At 50.9% G+C, this 16,967-nt stretch carries 12 protein-coding genes and 1 pseudogene; 9 read left to right on the top strand and 4 right to left on the bottom strand.

All coding sequences use genetic code 11. The annotated features are described in order from the left end of the window. Positions 1 to 216: 216 nt before the first annotated feature. The 3 genes from rbfA to rpsO all read left to right on the top strand — a co-directional run bounded on the left by rbfA (position 217) and on the right by rpsO (position 1,951). Positions 217 to 639: a 30S ribosome-binding factor RbfA gene (rbfA, locus tag L1D47_RS11620; RefSeq protein ID WP_239885011.1), complete on the top strand. Its 423-nt coding sequence runs from the start codon at positions 217 to 219 to the stop codon at positions 637 to 639. Further along, positions 639 to 1,586, top strand: a complete 948-nt coding sequence (gene truB / locus L1D47_RS11615) for a tRNA pseudouridine(55) synthase TruB (protein ID WP_041509105.1) — start codon at positions 639 to 641, stop codon at positions 1,584 to 1,586. The genes rbfA and truB overlap by 1 nt, the downstream gene beginning before the upstream one ends. Before the next feature lie 95 nt (positions 1,587 to 1,681). Further along, a complete protein-coding gene (rpsO, locus tag L1D47_RS11610) occupies positions 1,682 to 1,951 on the top strand; it encodes a 30S ribosomal protein S15 (RefSeq protein ID WP_033537407.1) in 270 nt (89 codons plus the stop codon). Positions 1,952 to 2,071: 120 nt separating this feature from the next. Here rpsO and L1D47_RS11605 read toward each other — a convergent pair whose 3' ends face one another. Continuing rightward, a complete protein-coding gene (locus tag L1D47_RS11605) occupies positions 2,072 to 4,105 on the bottom strand; it encodes an EAL domain-containing protein (RefSeq protein WP_239885009.1) in 2,034 nt (677 codons plus the stop codon). A 196-nt stretch (positions 4,106 to 4,301) separates the two neighbouring features. Here L1D47_RS11605 and pnp point away from each other — a divergent pair, with 196 nt between their 5' ends. From pnp to L1D47_RS11580, 5 genes and pseudogenes are all read left to right on the top strand, one after another. Next, the gene (gene pnp, locus L1D47_RS11600) at positions 4,302 to 6,404 is read left to right on the top strand and encodes a polyribonucleotide nucleotidyltransferase (protein ID WP_239885007.1); all 2,103 of its coding nucleotides are present in this window, start codon (positions 4,302 to 4,304) and stop codon (positions 6,402 to 6,404) included. A gap of 175 nt (positions 6,405 to 6,579) precedes the next feature. Continuing rightward, positions 6,580 to 6,699, top strand: a pseudogene (locus tag L1D47_RS11595) (transposase); the annotation flags it as partial. Positions 6,700 to 6,707: 8 nt separating this feature from the next. Then, positions 6,708 to 7,151, top strand: a complete 444-nt coding sequence (tnpA, locus tag L1D47_RS11590) for an IS200/IS605 family transposase (RefSeq protein ID WP_239885005.1) — start codon at positions 6,708 to 6,710, stop codon at positions 7,149 to 7,151. Positions 7,152 to 7,415: 264 nt separating this feature from the next. Further along, positions 7,416 to 7,976, top strand: a complete 561-nt coding sequence (locus tag L1D47_RS11585; RefSeq protein WP_041510110.1) for a hypothetical protein — start codon at positions 7,416 to 7,418, stop codon at positions 7,974 to 7,976. Then, complete coding sequence (locus L1D47_RS11580) at positions 7,973 to 10,930, top strand: prolyl oligopeptidase family serine peptidase (RefSeq protein WP_239885003.1); 2,958 nt, start codon at positions 7,973 to 7,975, stop codon at positions 10,928 to 10,930. Before L1D47_RS11585 ends, L1D47_RS11580 begins: the two co-directional genes overlap by 4 nt. 84 nt (positions 10,931 to 11,014) lie before the next feature. Here L1D47_RS11580 and L1D47_RS11575 read toward each other — a convergent pair whose 3' ends face one another. Together L1D47_RS11575 and L1D47_RS11570 are read right to left on the bottom strand one after the other, a co-directional pair. After that, the gene (locus tag L1D47_RS11575) at positions 11,015 to 12,397 is read right to left on the bottom strand and encodes a sigma 54-interacting transcriptional regulator (protein WP_239849646.1); all 1,383 of its coding nucleotides are present in this window, start codon (positions 12,395 to 12,397) and stop codon (positions 11,015 to 11,017) included. Between the two features lie 9 nt (positions 12,398 to 12,406). Beyond that, positions 12,407 to 14,371, bottom strand: a complete 1,965-nt coding sequence (locus L1D47_RS11570) for an ATP-binding protein (protein ID WP_239885001.1) — start codon at positions 14,369 to 14,371, stop codon at positions 12,407 to 12,409. Positions 14,372 to 14,759: 388 nt separating this feature from the next. On the opposite strand from L1D47_RS11570, the gene L1D47_RS11565 reads away from it, so the two are divergent. Next, positions 14,760 to 16,550 (top strand): flavocytochrome c, encoded by a 1,791-nt coding sequence (locus L1D47_RS11565; RefSeq protein WP_239885000.1) that lies wholly within the window; start codon positions 14,760 to 14,762, stop codon positions 16,548 to 16,550. A 233-nt stretch (positions 16,551 to 16,783) separates the two neighbouring features. Here L1D47_RS11565 and L1D47_RS11560 read toward each other — a convergent pair. Further along, the coding region (locus L1D47_RS11560; protein ID WP_239882767.1) for a hypothetical protein at positions 16,784 to 16,967 on the bottom strand (184 nt) is incomplete at its 5' end.

Genomic DNA, 16,967 nt, shown 5'->3' with positions numbered 1-16,967 from the left:
ATAAGTAGTTAGTCTACAATCAAAAATGCTAACGCAGTTATCGAACGTTTTAACAAGCTAGGATGATCCGCTATTTACTACGATTGGTATCAGTATCCAAGGGGCGGCGTAAGCCGCCCTTTTTGTTCAGGCATGACCCAAGGCAAGGCGTTACTAACATAGCGTTGGTTGCAGCTTTACCAAACCGGTCACCTGTTTTTGAGATGGCAAAATATTATGGCAAGAGAATTTAGTCGTACTCGTCGCATCGCCCAGCAGCTACAGCAAGAGCTGGCTCAGGTGTTGCAACGTGACATCAAAGATCCGCGTATCGGTATGGTGACGGTTAACGACGTCGATGTATCTCGCGATCTTAACTACGCCAAGGTCTATGTCACCTTCTTCGAGGAAGACAAGGCGGTGGTAGAAGAGAAGCTGGCGGCACTAGAGGCGGCAGCGGGTTATGTACGCTCACTGGTCGCGGGTCGCATGAAGCTAAGGGTTATGCCTGAGATTCGCTTCATCTACGACGCCTCACTGATCGAAGGTATGCGTATGTCTAACCTGGTGAGTCAAGTGATCATCAAGGATAAGGCCAAGGCGCGCGAGCATGGTCGTGAAGACGAAGAGCAGGACAACACCGAGCAGGATGATAACTAATGGCGCGTAAACCTAGAGGTCGCTTGGTCGACGGTATAGTGCTGCTGGACAAAGACACGGGAATGAGCTCCAACTTCGCCTTGCAGAGAGTCAAGCGAATCTATAACGCCGCCAAGGCGGGCCATACCGGCGCGCTGGACCCCTTAGCGACCGGCATGCTGCCGATCTGCCTGGGGGAGGCCACCAAGTTTTCTCAGCATCTGCTCGATGCCGACAAGCGTTACCTGGTGACCGCCAAGCTAGGTGTGCGCACCGATACCAGTGATTCAGATGGAGAGGTGGTGCAGACGCGCCCGATTAACTTCACCGAGCAGCAGCTCGAAGAGGCACTGGAACATTTTCGTGGCGAGACCATGCAGGTGCCCTCTATGTACTCGGCGCTCAAGTATCAGGGCCAGCCCCTATACAAGTACGCCAGAGAAGGCAAAGAGGTGCCTCGTGAGGCGCGCCCTATCAATGTCTTCGAGCTTAATTTTATCAAGCTCGAGGGTGATGAGCTGACCCTGGACATTCACTGCTCTAAGGGCACCTATATTCGCACCATCACAGACGATCTCGGTGAGATGCTGGGATGTGGTGCCCACGTTATCATGCTGCGCCGTACAGGCGTCGCCGGTTATCCTTACGATAAGATGGTGACCCTGGAACAGCTCGAGGCATTACTCGCTCAGGCACAGGCCGAGGAGCGCCCTCCCAAGGAACTGCTGGATCCTTTGTTGTTGCCTATGGACACAGCGGTAGGCGGCCTCAAGGAGATCAATGTCTCCGATGAGCTGGCCCACTATCTGATGAACGGTAATCCGGTTCAGGTGGCGAATCTGCCGGTCGATGAGCTGGTACGCATCACGCTCGGTGAGGCGAAACAATTTGTCGGCATCGGCCAGATGAACGACGATGGGTTGTTGGCGCCTAAGCGCCTGGTGGTATTGCACGACGAGCAGGCCTGAGGCTTGCTTAATGGCGCTAAAATCGGTACTATAGCGCGCTCTCTTTGGCTGAGTTAGTGATCGGCTGAAGTTTCTATCTATTTTTGGAGAAAAAAATGTCACTAAGTAAAGAAGTAAAAGCACAAATCCTGGCTGATTTCGGCCGTGGTGAAAATGATTCAGGTTCTACTGAAGTTCAGGTTGCCCTGCTAACTGCACAGATCAACCACCTACAAGGTCACTTCAAAGAGCACATCCATGATCATCACTCACGTCGTGGTTTGCTTCGCATGGTTAACTCTCGTCGTAAGCTTCTAGCTTACCTGAAGCGCACTGAAAACGAGCGCTATCAAGAGCTTATCAAGAAGTTAGGTCTACGTCGCTAATCTATCGATTAGTGCTGTAGTGAAAAAAGGAGGCTTAGCCTCCTTTTTTTATGCCTGATTTTCGGAAATGGCTGTTGCTAATGGCATTGGCTAATCGCTTTGGTGACATTAAAGCGGCGATTAGATCTGGCTGATGCTGGCGTTGTTGGGGGCGATATAGCGTTGCTCAAACTCGCTAATATCCAGCGGCTGACTGTAATAGAAGCCCTGACCTATCTGGCAGTCCATCTGCTTGAGCCAGTTCAGCTGCTGCTCATTCTCAATGCCTTCAGCCACGATATGCAGGTTTAACTGCTTGCCGAGCATTAATATGGTAGAGGCGATGGCGCTCTCATTGGGGAGATCCGTCACGAAACAGCGGTCGATCTTCATGGTGGTGATCGGCAGGTGACGCAGGTAAGAGAGCGAGGAGTAGCCGGTGCCGAAGTCATCGACCGCGATACCAAATCCGGCGCCCTTGAGCTGTTCCAGTTTATGGATGGCGAGCTCGATATCATTCATCAGCGAGGTCTCGGTGATCTCTATCTCAAGCAGGTTGGGATCTATCTGGTAGCGCAGTGCCAGTTGCTTGATATCCGGCACCAGGCTAGCATCGGCAAACTGCTGTGAGGCGACGTTGACCGCGATGGGGATGGCGTAGTTATAGCGTTTACGCCAATGCTTCAGGGTGCGGCAGGCCTCTTCGATAACCCAGCGCCCGAGCGGGATGATGATGCCTGTTTCCTCGGCCACGGGGATGAAAGACATAGGGCTGATGAGCCGGCCATCTTTCTTCCAGCGTATCAGCGCCTCACAGGCGATCACCTTACCCGTCTTAATATTAAACTTGGGCTGAAAGTGCAGCAGAAATTCGTTGTTCTTCAATGCGTCATGCAGGGAGGCCTCGGTTCTGAGGCGCACGGCGGCTCGCTCGGTCATCTGCTGCTTGAAGAAGGCCCATTGATTCGAGCCTGCCGCCTTGGCGTTGTACATGGCGATGTCTGCATGGCGGATCAGATCTTCGGCGCTCAGGCCATCATCGGGATAGATGGAGATCCCCACGGACGCCGCCGGATGTATGGTGTGTTCGTTAAGCTGCAGCGGAACGTTGAGTTGCATCAGTAGCTTGTCGACAAAATCCGCCGCTTGATCCGGCGTTCTGGCATCTTCGGCCAAGATGACAAATTCATCGCCGCCCAGGCGGGCCACTGTGCCGCGATCGCCGACGACACGCTCCAGCACCCTGGCGATACGGGCGAGGAATTGATCCCCTAGCGCATGCCCCAGGGAGTCGTTGACGTTCTTGAAACGATCGAGATCGATAAACAGCATGGTAAATTGATGCTTATGCACCCTGGCGCGCTGAATCGATACGGCGATGGTTTCCAGCAGTAGGGTGCGGTTGGGCAGGCCGGTGAGGGGATCGCGGGTGGCCATGCGGCGCAGTTTGCTCTGGGTCTGACCAAATTGAATTAAGATTTGATTAAATTTTGATGTCACTAGGCCCAGCTCGTCGTCCTGATGGGCGGGGGACATGGGCAGTAGATTCTCGTCCGGTAGCTCTGGGTCTATCTTATCTATCGCCTCGCTGATCTGGGCGATAGGTTTGGTCAGGAAGCGGTGGAAGATAATGGACAGCGCGATGGTGACCAAGAGTGCCCGGGCCAGGGTGGCCAGGAAGCTGAAACGTAACTGGGAAAACAGGGAGTCGGTTAGCTCCTGGGTGTTATAGAAGATGGTCAGGGTGCCGATGATCTGTTGTTTCTCCGTCCCCTCGAAGAAGGAGGGACGGTAGAGGGTGCGGCTGATCTGTTTCAGGTCGCCAAACAGTTTTTCACTGAGCTTACGCACCAGTGGGTTGTCGGTGAAGGGGTTGTTCATGGAGACAAACATGCTGCCGTCATCGAGTTCGATCACCGCCTCGCCCACATGCTCGACCTTAAGCACCCCTTCGAGGGTCTGGGTGGCCAGGTTGTCGTCCAAGGCCCAGACGGCATTGGCGGCGGGCTGCTCGATAGAGTTGAGGAGCTCTTCCTGGGCGACCATGAGCTGTTGGCGGGCCGAGACCCCGACCAGGGCGACCTCGACAATAAAGATGGCAACGGCAAAAAATAACGCTGAAAAAACGACCAGTGTCGTCTGTTTCCATGTTAAGGATTTAAACCGAGCACTCATTTGCCACCCCTTTGTTACCAGTGACCAATCACATTCTAATTTCAGAAAAAGCAGCGATAGACAGAAATTTATCTTTATCTAACCACTTTAGAGAAAAGATTCAGCTTTGTCATCTACATGTGCTCTTTATCTATTGATTAGACTTGCAGTATACTTAGCCGCGAAATTAAGGTTATTAAATTAAGGAAAGGTTCACGTGAATCCAATCGTAAAGAGTTTTGAATATGGTCAGCACACAGTCTCGCTAGAGACTGGGGTTATTGCACGTCAAGCAGACGCAGCTGTTTTGGCAAGTATGGGCGATACAACGGTATTGGTTACTGTTGTAGGCAAGAAAGCTGAAGAGCCAGGTCGTGACTTTTTCCCGTTAACCGTTAATTACCAGGAAAAAACTTACGCTGCGGGTAAAATCCCTGGTGGATTCTTCAAGCGCGAAGGCCGTCCATCTGAAGGCGAGACCCTCACTGCGCGTCTGATTGACCGTCCTATTCGTCCTCTATTCCCTAATGGTTTTAAGAACGAAGTTCAGGTGATCATCACTGTGGTTTCTGTTGACCCAGAAATCAGCCCTGAAGTGATCTCTATGATAGGTACTTCTGCCGCACTGTCTATTTCAGGCATCCCATTCAACGGTCCACTGGGTTCTGCTCGCGTGGGTTATGTCGATGGCGAGTACGTCCTCAACCCAACGGTTTCTCAGCTTGCAGACAGCCAGCTAGAACTTTCTGTAGCCGGTACTGAAAATGCAGTACTTATGGTTGAGTCTGAAGCCGATGCACTGCCAGAAGAAGTGATGCTTGGCGCCGTGGTTTACGGTCATGAGCAGCAACAAGTCGTTATCCAGGCGATTAAAGAGCTTAAAGCTGAAGTTAACAAGCCTGAATGGGACTGGACCGCACCAGTGCAAAATGAAGAGCTGGTTGCCAAGCTCAAAGAATTGGCTGAAGCGGGTCTAACCGAAGCTTACCAAATTCAAGTTAAGCAAGATCGTTACGCTCAAGTGGGTGTAGTGAAGACAGCCGCCATCGAAGCATTGCTGGCAGAAAACCCAGATGCAGATGTACGTGAAATCGAAGGCCTACTAGGTAGTCTGGAGAAGAAGGTGGTTCGTAGCCGCATCATCGCAGGCAACCCACGTATCGACGGTCGTGAACCAGATATGATCCGTGCCCTGAACGTTATGGCCGGTGTACTGCCACGTACTCACGGTAGTGCACTGTTCACCCGTGGTGAGACTCAGGCGCTGGTTACTTGTACCCTAGGTACCGAGCGTGACGCACAGAAGATCGACAGCATCATGGGCGAGCAGACCAGCCGCTTTATGCTGCACTACAACTTCCCTCCATACTCTGTGGGTGAAACCGGTATGGTTGGTTCGCCTAAGCGTCGTGAAATTGGTCACGGTAAGCTGGCATGGCGTGGTATCAACGCGGTTATGCCGTCTGCAGAAGAGTTCCCATACAGCATCCGTGTGGTATCTGAGATCACCGAATCTAACGGTTCAAGCTCTATGGCGTCAGTTTGTGGTACTTCACTGGCACTGATGGACGCAGGTGTACCGATTAAGACGTCGGTTGCTGGTATCGCCATGGGTCTAGTGAAAGAAGGCGACGACTTCGTCGTACTGTCTGACATTCTAGGTGACGAAGACCACCTGGGTGACATGGACTTCAAAGTGGCTGGTACCCGTGACGGTGTGACTGCGCTGCAGATGGATATCAAGATCGAAGGTATCACCAAAGAGATCATGCAGATCGCACTGCAACAAGCCTATGGTGCTCGTGTACATATCTTGAACGTGATGGACCAGGCTATTTCTGGCCACCGTGCTGATATTTCTGATCACGCTCCACGTATCACTACTCTGAAGATCAACCCAGAGAAGATCCGTGACGTGATTGGTAAAGGTGGCGCGACTATCCGAGCATTGACCGAAGAGACTGGCACCACCATCGAGCTGGAAGATGACGGTACCGTGAAGATTGCTTCTGCCAACGGCGAAGCGACCAAGGAAGCTATCCGTCGTATCCAGGAGATCACTGCCGAGGTCGAAGTGGGTAGTGTCTACAACGGTAAGGTTGTTCGTATCGTCGATTTCGGCGCCTTCGTGACCATCCTACCGGGTAAAGACGGTCTGGTGCATATCTCGCAAATTGCCGAGGAGCGTGTAGCCAACGTCTCTGACTACCTGGAAGTAGGTCAGGAAGTGAAGGTTAAGGTGATGGAAGTCGATCGCCAAGGCCGCGTACGTCTGTCGATGAAAGAAGCTCAGCCAAAAGAAGAAGCGGCAAGCGAATAATCGATAGCGCAAGCGAGTGAAATTTGAAAGGAGACCATTAGGTCTCCTTTTTTATTGTCATTCTAAAACCACCTCCTATGGAGGTGGTGAACGTCCGATTTAGGCTATGCCTGAAGGTTGCTCATGCTAAATACTGACTTTGTTTGTAACCAGCAAATAAAGAGAGGTAAATAGCATGAGCAGATACGAGTCAGCGTCGCATGTTTTCTACAGGTGCCAATATCACATAGTTTGGACTCCAAAGTATAGATATAGGATCCTAAAAGGGAACGTGGGGAAAGAGGTTCATCGGAGTATNATAGCATGAGCAGATACGAGTCAGCGTCGCATGTTTTCTACAGGTGCCAATATCACATAGTTTGGACTCCAAAGTATAGATATAGGATCCTAAAAGGGAACGTGGGGAAAGAGGTTCATCGGAGTATCTTTATCTTCTGCAACATGAAGAAATGTAAAGTAGTCGAATTAAACGTTCAGTTGGATCATGTTCATCTTGTTGTGCGTACACCACCGAGTTTAAGCGTGTCAGAGTTAGTAGGTGTATTAAAGGGAAGAACAGCGATTAGATTATTCGCGAAGTATCCATATTTAAGAAAGAAGAAGTTGTGGGGTAATCATTTSTGGCAACGTGGTTACTTTGTGGATTCGGTAGGAGCGAATGAGGAAATAATTAGGCGATACGTGCGGCATCAAGACAGACAAGAGAAGGAAGAGGCCGAGCGTCAATTACAATTGAACGTTGATTAATAAATAAGCCCCCTTATAGGGGGCCAATCAAAGCCACCTTCTATGAAGGTGGATTCTTTACTATTTGAGTGTGAGGAAAGAGGGGCCAGCAAGCGTCATTCATCAGCGATGTTTATTAGCGCTTGGTTAATTAAGTGTTTGTTAAAAATGTTGATTTTTTGTTTTATTTGGGTATTTTAGAGCGGTTGATATAGCACTTTATTACTAGAAAATGAGAAACGGCAATTAACCGTCGCTTGTAATAGATAGACGAAAGGGAATTCGATGAAACAATTCATGACCTTATTACTCATCATAGTGGTGAGTACCCTCTCTGGCTGTGCCCAAAGGCTGCAGTCCATTTCAAAAGATGTTGATAAAACCTTAGCTGAAAACAGTGGTTACCTGCTGATCGGTGTTGATACCAATTGGGGATTACACAGTATTCTTATCGGCGGTGATAACAAGCTGATGTTGACCGAGCGCGATCTTAAGTTTGGTAGTAATTACATATTGGTGGATGTGCCGGCCGGCCATTATCGAATCGAAGATGTGAAATTTGGGCGCTATGTCTATATGGAGCTTGAGGAGGGTTATTGGGATTTTGAAGTCCGGCCAAATCAGGTGAGCTATGTGGGGGACTTGAACATAGAAATTCAGGGATTGTGGGAGATCACGTCGGCAGAGATTATCCTCGAAAATCGTTCAACCAAGGCACTGCGCTTTCTCGAATCCTCTTTTCCTAACATTTTGCAGTCGCGTCAGGTGCGTTATTCAGGCCCTGGAAAAGATAACTTTCTCGAATTTGCAGAAGGCTTAAGCGAGTCGAAGGAGGCTGCACTATGAAATATATGATCGCCTTAGCGCTGTTAATCATTAGCCTCTCGACTCATGCGCTGCCTATCCCGGCTTCGACGCTTTATCGCTCTCCCATGATGTCCCACGTGACATTTACGCCAAATGGCAAGCATATCTCTGCGCTTATCGTGGAGGAGGGCAAATCCTATATTTCACTTATCGATACTCGCGACAAGGAGTATCAACATATCGGCTCATTCGATAGCGACGAGCGATTGAGTGAATATAGTTGGATCAATGATGAGACGCTCTATATCCATTATGTAAAGCGTGGTGAATCTAGGCATGTGTTACTCAAGCTGTCAGAGAAGGAGGGAAAATTTACCTCTGAGTTGGTGCCGCTGCCAAACGATAGCTACCTGGTGGATCCGCTTGTTGATGAGCCAGGTTATGTGCTTTTCGCCAAGAATCGCTATGACGGACGACTTAGCTACCAACTCTATAAACTGACCCTGTCACAGCTGCTGGATAAAGATTTCGACAAGGGCAGTCTTGTCGAACAAAAGTTGAAAGATGTGGCTTTTTTTGGTTGGGACAATATACGCAAAGCCTTGTTTGCCGTGACCGTTGATATTGAGGCGATGAAGGGAGAGGTACTTTATCGAGAGTTGACAGATCGACGCTGGAAGCACCTGTTTGAGATCACTGATAAGAAGGTGCAATTTAGTCCCATTGGCTTTATTGGCGATGATAAGCTGGCGGTCTTGAGCAACGAAAACACAGATAAGATTGCGCTCTATGAGTTTGATATTGCAAGCCAAAAGCTTGGTAAGCTTATCTATGAACACCCTAAGTATGATCTTGTCAGCGGACAGGTGAATAATGCCGGCAATGGCATAAGCTCGGTGACCTATGTTGAGAATGGCCAGCATGTTATCCAATTTCTCGATAGTGGCACGACAGAAGGCGACTCACTGATTAAGCATCATTTCAAGGGTAAAGAAGGGGTTGTTAGTGCCTACTCGCCTGATAACAAGCACCAAGTATTCTTTGTCTATGCCTCAAATGATCCCGGTAGCTACTATCTCTATGACCAAGAGGCGGACAAAGTTGAGTTGTTGACTGAGCTGAATCCTGAACTGATGGCCTTTGACTTGTCTGACACTCAGGTCTTTAGCGTAGAGAGTGTGCCCGGTGTTAACGTTGAAGGCTATCTCACCTTGCCAAATTCGCAGAGTCGTAATGGTGTCTTGCTTGTTATGCCCCATGGTGGACCTATCGGTATACGTGACTATAACTATTTCAACAACGATACACAGTATTTTGCCAGCCGTGGTTTTGCCGTATTAAGGGTAAACTTTCGCGGCTCTCAGGGATATGGCAAGTCTTTCTTAAATAGTGGTAAGGGCGAGTTTGGCAAGGCGATTGAGCAGGATATCACGGCTGCGGTTAATCATGTCAGGAAACAATATCCCTTCGAGAAGATGTGCGCCATGGGAGCGAGTTATGGTGGCTATTCTGCATTGATGTTAGCCATTAGCCACCCCAAGGATTATCAATGCGCCGTAGGTGCCTATGGTGTCTATGATCTTCCGCTCCTATTCAACGGTAGCAATTACAAGGTCCTTGAGGAATATCGCAAGACAGTGAGTGAAATTGTCGGTGAACTGAGTGACGACTTGTTGAAGTATTCCCCCGTCTATCTGGCCGATAAGATAGAAGCGCCAGTGCTGCTAATTGCCGGTAAAGAGGATCGTATCGCCGACTTTGAACACTCGCAACGTATGCAATATGTGCTCGAGAAACAAGGTAAGCGGGTTGAGCACCTTTATTATGACAAGACGGCGCACGGCCAGAATACTTGGTATTGGCAGCAACATGAAAATGCTTATGTGGCCGATTATTTTAAACGAACCTTGGTGCTGTCTGAATACCATGAGATGGCGGGCGTTAAACCTGAACTTGCACACCAGCTGGGCTATGACCTGGCTATCATTGCCGATGGCTATAACTTTGATAATAAAGTTGAAAACAGTCCTTCTCAGGCACTTGCCTATTATCATCAAGCTGCGTTAGCCGGCGATGGTCGCTCTGCTTATAACTATGGGATTAAGCTGGTGCAAAAGGGCAAGCAGTTGCTTAAAGAGACTCAAGGGAAGCTGACCACAGAGCTGATGGGGGTCGATGACAGTCAGGAAGGCACACGTCTGGTGGCGGATGGGATAAGCTGGGTAGAGATAGGTTCCTCCTTAGATTATGCGTCGGCCAGTAATTGGCTCGGCTTGTTATACGATGAGGGCGAAGAGGTGACTCAGGATCTGGCCAAGGCGGTGGAGTTTTATAGCGCTGCGGTGGAGCAGGGTTATGATGCGCGATCTCAACTGAGGATGGGGAAAATACACTGCCTCGCCAAGGATGAGTTGAGAGATGTGAAGCGCTGCACCGAACTGCTTGCGCTCTCTAAGTTGGCGGACTTGCCGAAGAAAGATCAGAAAAATGCCGTGACTGACGATTCGCGTAAGTTGCTGCATTGGATAATAAGCCAGCTTTATACTTACGGACATTTTGATGCCAAAGAGATTCAGCTCATCCAGGATTTGGTCAAACAGGAGTATGGCGTCTCGGATGTGCAAGTGATGTTAGAGGGGGTTGAAGCCGGTGCAATCGAATACAGTCGCTATTACAAGAAGTATAGGATTTACGAGAAGCGTAAGCGTTTTGATGCCTCACCCAGCCTGGTGTTAGGAATGGTCTTCGAAGTTGAGCCGCAAAAAGGCGTGGATCAACAGAGCAAGGTCGCCTTTATTGCCAAGTGGACTAAAGAAGACGATAAGGGACGCAAAGAGATAGTGCAGACGAACTTCTTGTGGGGAAGCCAGGAGGACACATGGAGTACGCGTATCTCGTTTGACGACGATGAGCTGTTCAAGGGTAAACTGACAGTGGAATTATCTGATCTCAATAATAATTTGCTTGCGACTAAGACATTGGAGCTCCTTTAACTTATTCGTTTGAGAGTAAAAAGGGACGCTAAGCGTCCCTTTTTTAATTGCTGTAGCTTCTAACCTCTCGATAGGCGACTTGGGTCAGTGTCCCTTGGTCAGGCGCCGACTGAGGGCGCTCTGGCTTATTCCCAGCATCTGCGCCGCCGCCGTCTGATTGTTGGCCGTGCGGCTCATGGCTTCGTCGATCAGGGCCTGGTTCATCTCGGCCAGCGTCGGTAGGGACTTGGGAAAGATGATGTGATCTCCAGGCGTAGCCGTGAGTGACTTATGCTCCTTCACCGCCTCCATGAAGGGGGAGATGTTGAGGGTGACGCCGTCGCTGCGACTGACGGCATCGAACACCATGCCCTTGAGCTCATTGAGGTTCCCTGGAAAGTCATAGTCCAGTAGCTTGGGCGCCAGATCCCTGGGTTGCTGCGGCGCACTAAGGGACATCTCCTCGGCGGCCTCGGCAATGAAGTGGTTGATCAACATGGCGATATCCAGTGGGCGCTCAGCCAGCCTAGGCAGCTTTATCTTGTGGGCACGCAGGCGGTAGAGGAGATCGCTGCGAAACTCGCCCGCCTTGTTCAGGGCAAGTAGGTCATCCTGGGTGGAGACCACAAACTTACACTTGATGGGGAAACGACTGTCGCTGCCCTGGGGTGAGTAGCTTCTGCTCTCTATAAGCTCCAGCAGGATGATCTGGGCGCTCAGGGGAAGGGCGCCTATCTCGCTCAGGTAGAGGACGCCACTGCCTGCCTGATGGAGCAAGCCGGTCACCGCATCGAGCTCACCATTAGGCTTATGGCTCAGGCGGCCACAGAGCTTGAGCTCGAAGGTGTCGCTGTTGATGCCCGCCAGGTTGAGGCTGACAAAGGGCTGCTCTGGACTGAACAGCTGGTGACAGGAGCGGGCGAATTCGCTCTTGCCCGTGCCGCTCTCGCCGTAGATCAGCAGCGGCTCAGGACTGAAGGCGACGGCCTCGAGATAGCGAAACTGATCCAGCAGCGCAGGCTCGCAGGTAAGAATGTTATTAAAGGCCTTGGGATTATCTAAGGTGCGGCTGAGAAAGCGCTCCTTGATATGCAGATAGTTGCGCTCTAGTCCTACCACCTCGAGCGCGCGGCGTACCGTATGGGCCAGATCGCTGACATTGTCTGTCTTGATGAAGTAGTCGTAGGCGCCATGCTTGATGCAGCGCACCGCGGTATCCACCTCGTTGACGCCAGTGACTATGATCACCCGGGTATTGGGGTGTTCGGCGCGGATCATCCCAAGCAGCTCCTCGCCCGAATGAAATGGCATGGTGAGATCGAGTAGCACCAGGGCATAGTCGCCTACCTCTAGGCGGTTGAGCACCTGGCGGCTGTCGACACAGGTATCTATCTCTGCCTCGGGGACCAGACGGTTGAGGGTCACCGCCAGGGTGCGTAGCCAGGAGGCCTCGTCGTCGACCAATAGGATATTGCGTGCAAGTTTCATCTGTCGTTGCTACTCCTGAACCAAGGCGAAACTAAGTTGGATACGGGTACCCTTACCGGGTGTCGAGTGGATCTGCATCTGCCCCTGATGCTCCTTGATGATACGGCTGCAGACCGACAGGCCCAGGCCGCTGCCGCCCTCGGTACGCCGGGTGGTGAAGAAGGGCTCTGTGATGCGCTTAAGGGTATTGCTATCCATGCCGCAGCCATTGTCGTTGACATTGATGATGGCGCGCCCCTGGTTTATCTGGGTGCTGATCTGAATGCTGCCCTCATGGGGCGGACAGGCATGGCAGGCGTTTTGGAGAAGGTTGATTAACACCTGATGCAGCTGCTGGGCATCGCCCATAATTTTCGGGCTGGGCAGGTGCAGCAGCTTAGTGATCTGGCGGGTCTTGGTCTGGTTGGCGGTGAGACGCAGTGCCACCTCGACCACCTCGTTGAGGCACACCGGGGTATGTTCCTGGGTGAGGTTAGGCAGGGCGTAGCGCTTGAGATCTTTGACGATACGGCTGATGCGCTTGGCGGCCTCTTCTATGGTGTCGCAGCTCACGCCCATCTCATCTATGGCCTGTCCGGGAGGCAGGCCAGCTACCTGCCAGAAGGGGTTGTGCTGCTGATAGTAGTTGGCCGCGGGCCTTAGGTCTTTCATCGCCGCCGAGAATAGCGAGATGGCGTGTAGGATGAGCCCTGTCGGGTTATTGATCTCATGGGCGATGCCGGCAGAAAGCTCCCCAAGGGATGCCAAACGACTGGCCTCTTCGTTGGCCTGACGCAATTGATGCTGCTCCGTGCTCTCCTCGAGCAGGATCACCACCTGATCGTTGGCGATGGGGTGGATCTGCAGCTGCCAATACTGCTCCTGATACATCATATCGGCGATCAGTGATTTTTGCTGGGTGAGCACCTGTAACACGGCGGGCCTGAGGTCGAACGCCTGGTTATCTATGTAGTGAAAGGCTTCCGAGCTCAGCAGGTGCACATTGTTGTCGTTACTCCACAGGCGCTGTAGCTCGCGGTTGACTATGGTGACCCCGTGGGGAATACCGTCCAGCACAGACTGGAACTGTTTGGAGATGTTGGAGATCTCCGCCTCGACCCGGCGGCGCTGAATGAGCTCTGCGTCCAGCGCCTTCTTGCGCCTGCGCAGGCTGGCACTGATAAAGCCTGTATAGATCATGCCGCTCGCCGAGACGATGGCGACCAAGATCGCCAGAGAAAACATACGCTTTTCTGTCGAGGTCAGGTCGACTTTCTCGCGGCCGGTACCAAACCACTTGTTGACCAGTCGGTCATATTCACCCGACAGCTTGAGCTGGCGCAGGGCGTCGTTGATCTCATGCATCAGCTGCGACTTTTTGCCGTTACAGACAAAGTTGAAGGCACCGTAGATGAGGGCATCGCTGGAGCTGCGCACCGAAGGGTAGAGGGGGAGCAGGCGACGGGCCACGAAGCTCTCGGCGATCACCACATCCACCTCGCCCTCGATCAGCTGCTTGAAGCCGGTTTCATACAGGTCGACATCGACGCGGTTAAATTTCTGCGGATAGCCTGAGAGATAGACGTCGACGAAGGCGCCTTTCTTGATGGCAACCCGTTTACCCACCAGATCTGTCCAGCTGTTGATCAGCGCCTTACCCTGCAGGGTATAGGCCTTGGCATGGGTGGCGTAGATGGGATCTGATTGGGCGAGCTTGCGATCCAGATTCATCGGGCTGACGACGGCGATGACATCTATGTCGCTGCCGGGATTGTGCACATCTTTTACCAGCTGCTGAAAGCTCTTGCGGCGGATGATGATCCGCCTGTCGATCAGCTGGCCGATCCTGTGCATCAGCTCTATGTTGAAGCCTTGATCAACACCGTTGTTGCGCCACTCCAGCGGCGCGGTCTTCGAGTGGACGCCAAAGACGATACTCTCCTGTGTCAGTGCAGGAAAGCTGATAAATAGTAGGCAGATAAGTAAGCGTTTCATGCGGAAATGTTACATTTTTCCGATGCAATAAACTGTGCTGTATTACGCGAATTAGCGATTTCTTATCTAGCTAACATTTGGTGTGATCCCGATCTCCGTGGGTTATGCATTTTTGCATATCCCCCTTTGTGATTATGCATACTTGCATAGGGGATCTCGGGGCATGTGATTGAGGTGTCATTTCTGAGGGTTATTTAGGGTATCCGTTTGCCGCTTTGTCATCCCTGGTTAATCATTTATATCGAGCGATAGTGAAGGCCCTAGGTACTCATCAATACCTGCTAAGGCTTTCTTCTAAAGTTAAGTGTGAATCACTTTAATCTAAATATAATGTAAGTGCTTCTAAATTCAGCGGGTTAAGCCTGTAAGTTTAGAAGGGGGAGCAAAGATGAAAAAGATGAAACTTGCGGTTTGTCTAGCCACATTAATGGGCACAGCCGGATTCATGGGCAACGCCATGGCAGCCGATAACCTGGCTGACTTCCACGCCCAAAATCAAGAATGTGATAGCTGCCACCAACCCGATGGTGAGTTGTCAAACGACAGCCTGACCTATGAGAACGAGCAGTGTGTTTCTTGTCACGGTACCTTAGCTGAAGTGGCTGAAACCACTAAGCATGAACATTACAACGCCCACGATTCTCACTTCCCTGGCGATGTATCCTGTACCTCATGTCACAGCGCCCACGAAAAGTCTATGGTCTACTGTGATTCTTGCCATAGCTTCGATTTCAACATGCCATATGCCAAGAAGTGGGAGCGTCACGAGCCTACTATTGCCGAACTGGCGAAAGACAAGGCAGAACGTCAAGCGGCTCTTGCTAGCGCACCTCGCGATACCGTTGACGTAGTGGTTGTGGGTTCAGGCGGCGCAGGTTTCTCTGCCGCAGTATCGGCCCACGATAACGGCGCTAAAGTCATTCTGATCGAGAAAGAGCCGGTTATCGGTGGTAACGCTAAGCTGGCTGCCGGTGGTATGAACGCCGCTTGGACCGATCAGCAAAAAGCCAAGAAGATCGAAGATAGCCCAGAGCTGATGTACAAAGACACCATGAAGGGTGGCCGTAACATCAACGATCCTAAACTGGTTGAGATCCTCTCTTCTCACTCTAAAGGCTCAGTTGACTGGGTGACCGCTATGGGCGCCGACCTGAATGACGTGGGTCGTATGGGTGGTGCATCGGTTAACCGTTCACACCGTCCAACTGGTGGTGCTGGTGTTGGTGCGCACGTTGTGCAAGTGCTTTACGATAATGCGGTTAAGCGCAACATCGATATCCGCATGAACACTCGCGGCATCGAGATCCTAAAAGACGACAGCGGCAAGGTGAAAGGTATCCTGGTTAAGGGGATGTACAAGGGTTACTACTGGGTGAAAGCCGATGCAGTGATTCTGGCTACCGGTGGTTTCGCTAAGAATAACGAGCGTGTATCTAAGCTAGATCCTAAGCTGAAAGGTTTCGTTTCTACCAACCAACCTGGTGCGGTAGGTGACGGTATCGATGTCGCGGCTAACGCTGGCGCAGCGATGAAAGATCTTGAATACATCCAGGCTCACCCAACGCTATCTGTTAAAGGTGGTGTGATGGTGACCGAGGCGGTTCGTGGTAACGGCGCTATCCTAGTTAACCGTGAAGGTAAGCGTTTCGTCAACGAGATCACCACTCGTGATAAGGCTGCCGCGGCTATCCTGCAGCAAACTGGTAAGTCTGCCTACCTGATCTTCGACGACTCAGTTCGTAAGTCTCTGAAGAAGATCGACAAGTATATCGGCTTAGGTGTAGCACCAAGCGCAGATAGCCTAGAGAAACTAGGCAAGATGGAAGGTATCGACGGTAAAGCACTTACCGAAACCGTTGCACGCTACAACAGCTTCGTGACTGCCGGTAAAGATGCTGATTTCGAGCGTCCTAACCTGCCACGTGCACTAAACGAAGGTAACTACTATGCCATCGAAGTAACACCTGGTGTTCACCACACCATGGGTGGCGTGATGATCGATACCAAGGCTGAGGTAATGGATGCTAAGAAGCAGGTCATTCCAGGTCTATATGGTGCCGGTGAAGTGACTGGTGGCGTTCACGGTGCAAACCGTCTGGGTGGTAACGCTATCTCTGACATCATCACCTTCGGTCGCCTAGCGGGTGAAGAAGCAGCGAAATACTCTAAGAAGAACTAAATCTTCTTAACTAACCTAACTCATAGGTTACTAACATAGTTTAGCAACATCCCAAAGGTGGCTAGGAAGCCACCGCTAAAAAAGCCACGGTCTCCGCCGTGGCTTTTTTGTACAAGGTTATCAAACGCCCGCCCGGTAGGGATGCTCGACTACTTGATACGGTTTCATCGTAAGCGTCCGACAAACTGCACCTTCATATTTTAGCTATCAGCCACCATCATTGTTCTTCTGATTTATAGGAGGACAATATGTTTAATAACAGTACCCGGCTTGATGTCACTTTGATATGCGGCATCACTGATATGCGCAAGTCGATAGATGGTTTGAGTAACATTGTTGCTTATAGCTTGCGACAAGAGCCCTGTAATGGGCACTTGTTTGTTTTCTGTAATCGACAGCGCAATAAATTGAAGATTT

It is taken from the genome of Shewanella sp. Isolate7 (assembly GCF_022398425.1).
Lineage (GTDB): Bacteria > Pseudomonadota > Gammaproteobacteria > Enterobacterales > Shewanellaceae > Shewanella.
Note: the sequence above shows the minus strand (reverse complement) of the source record. Positions and strands in the feature narration are given on the sequence as shown.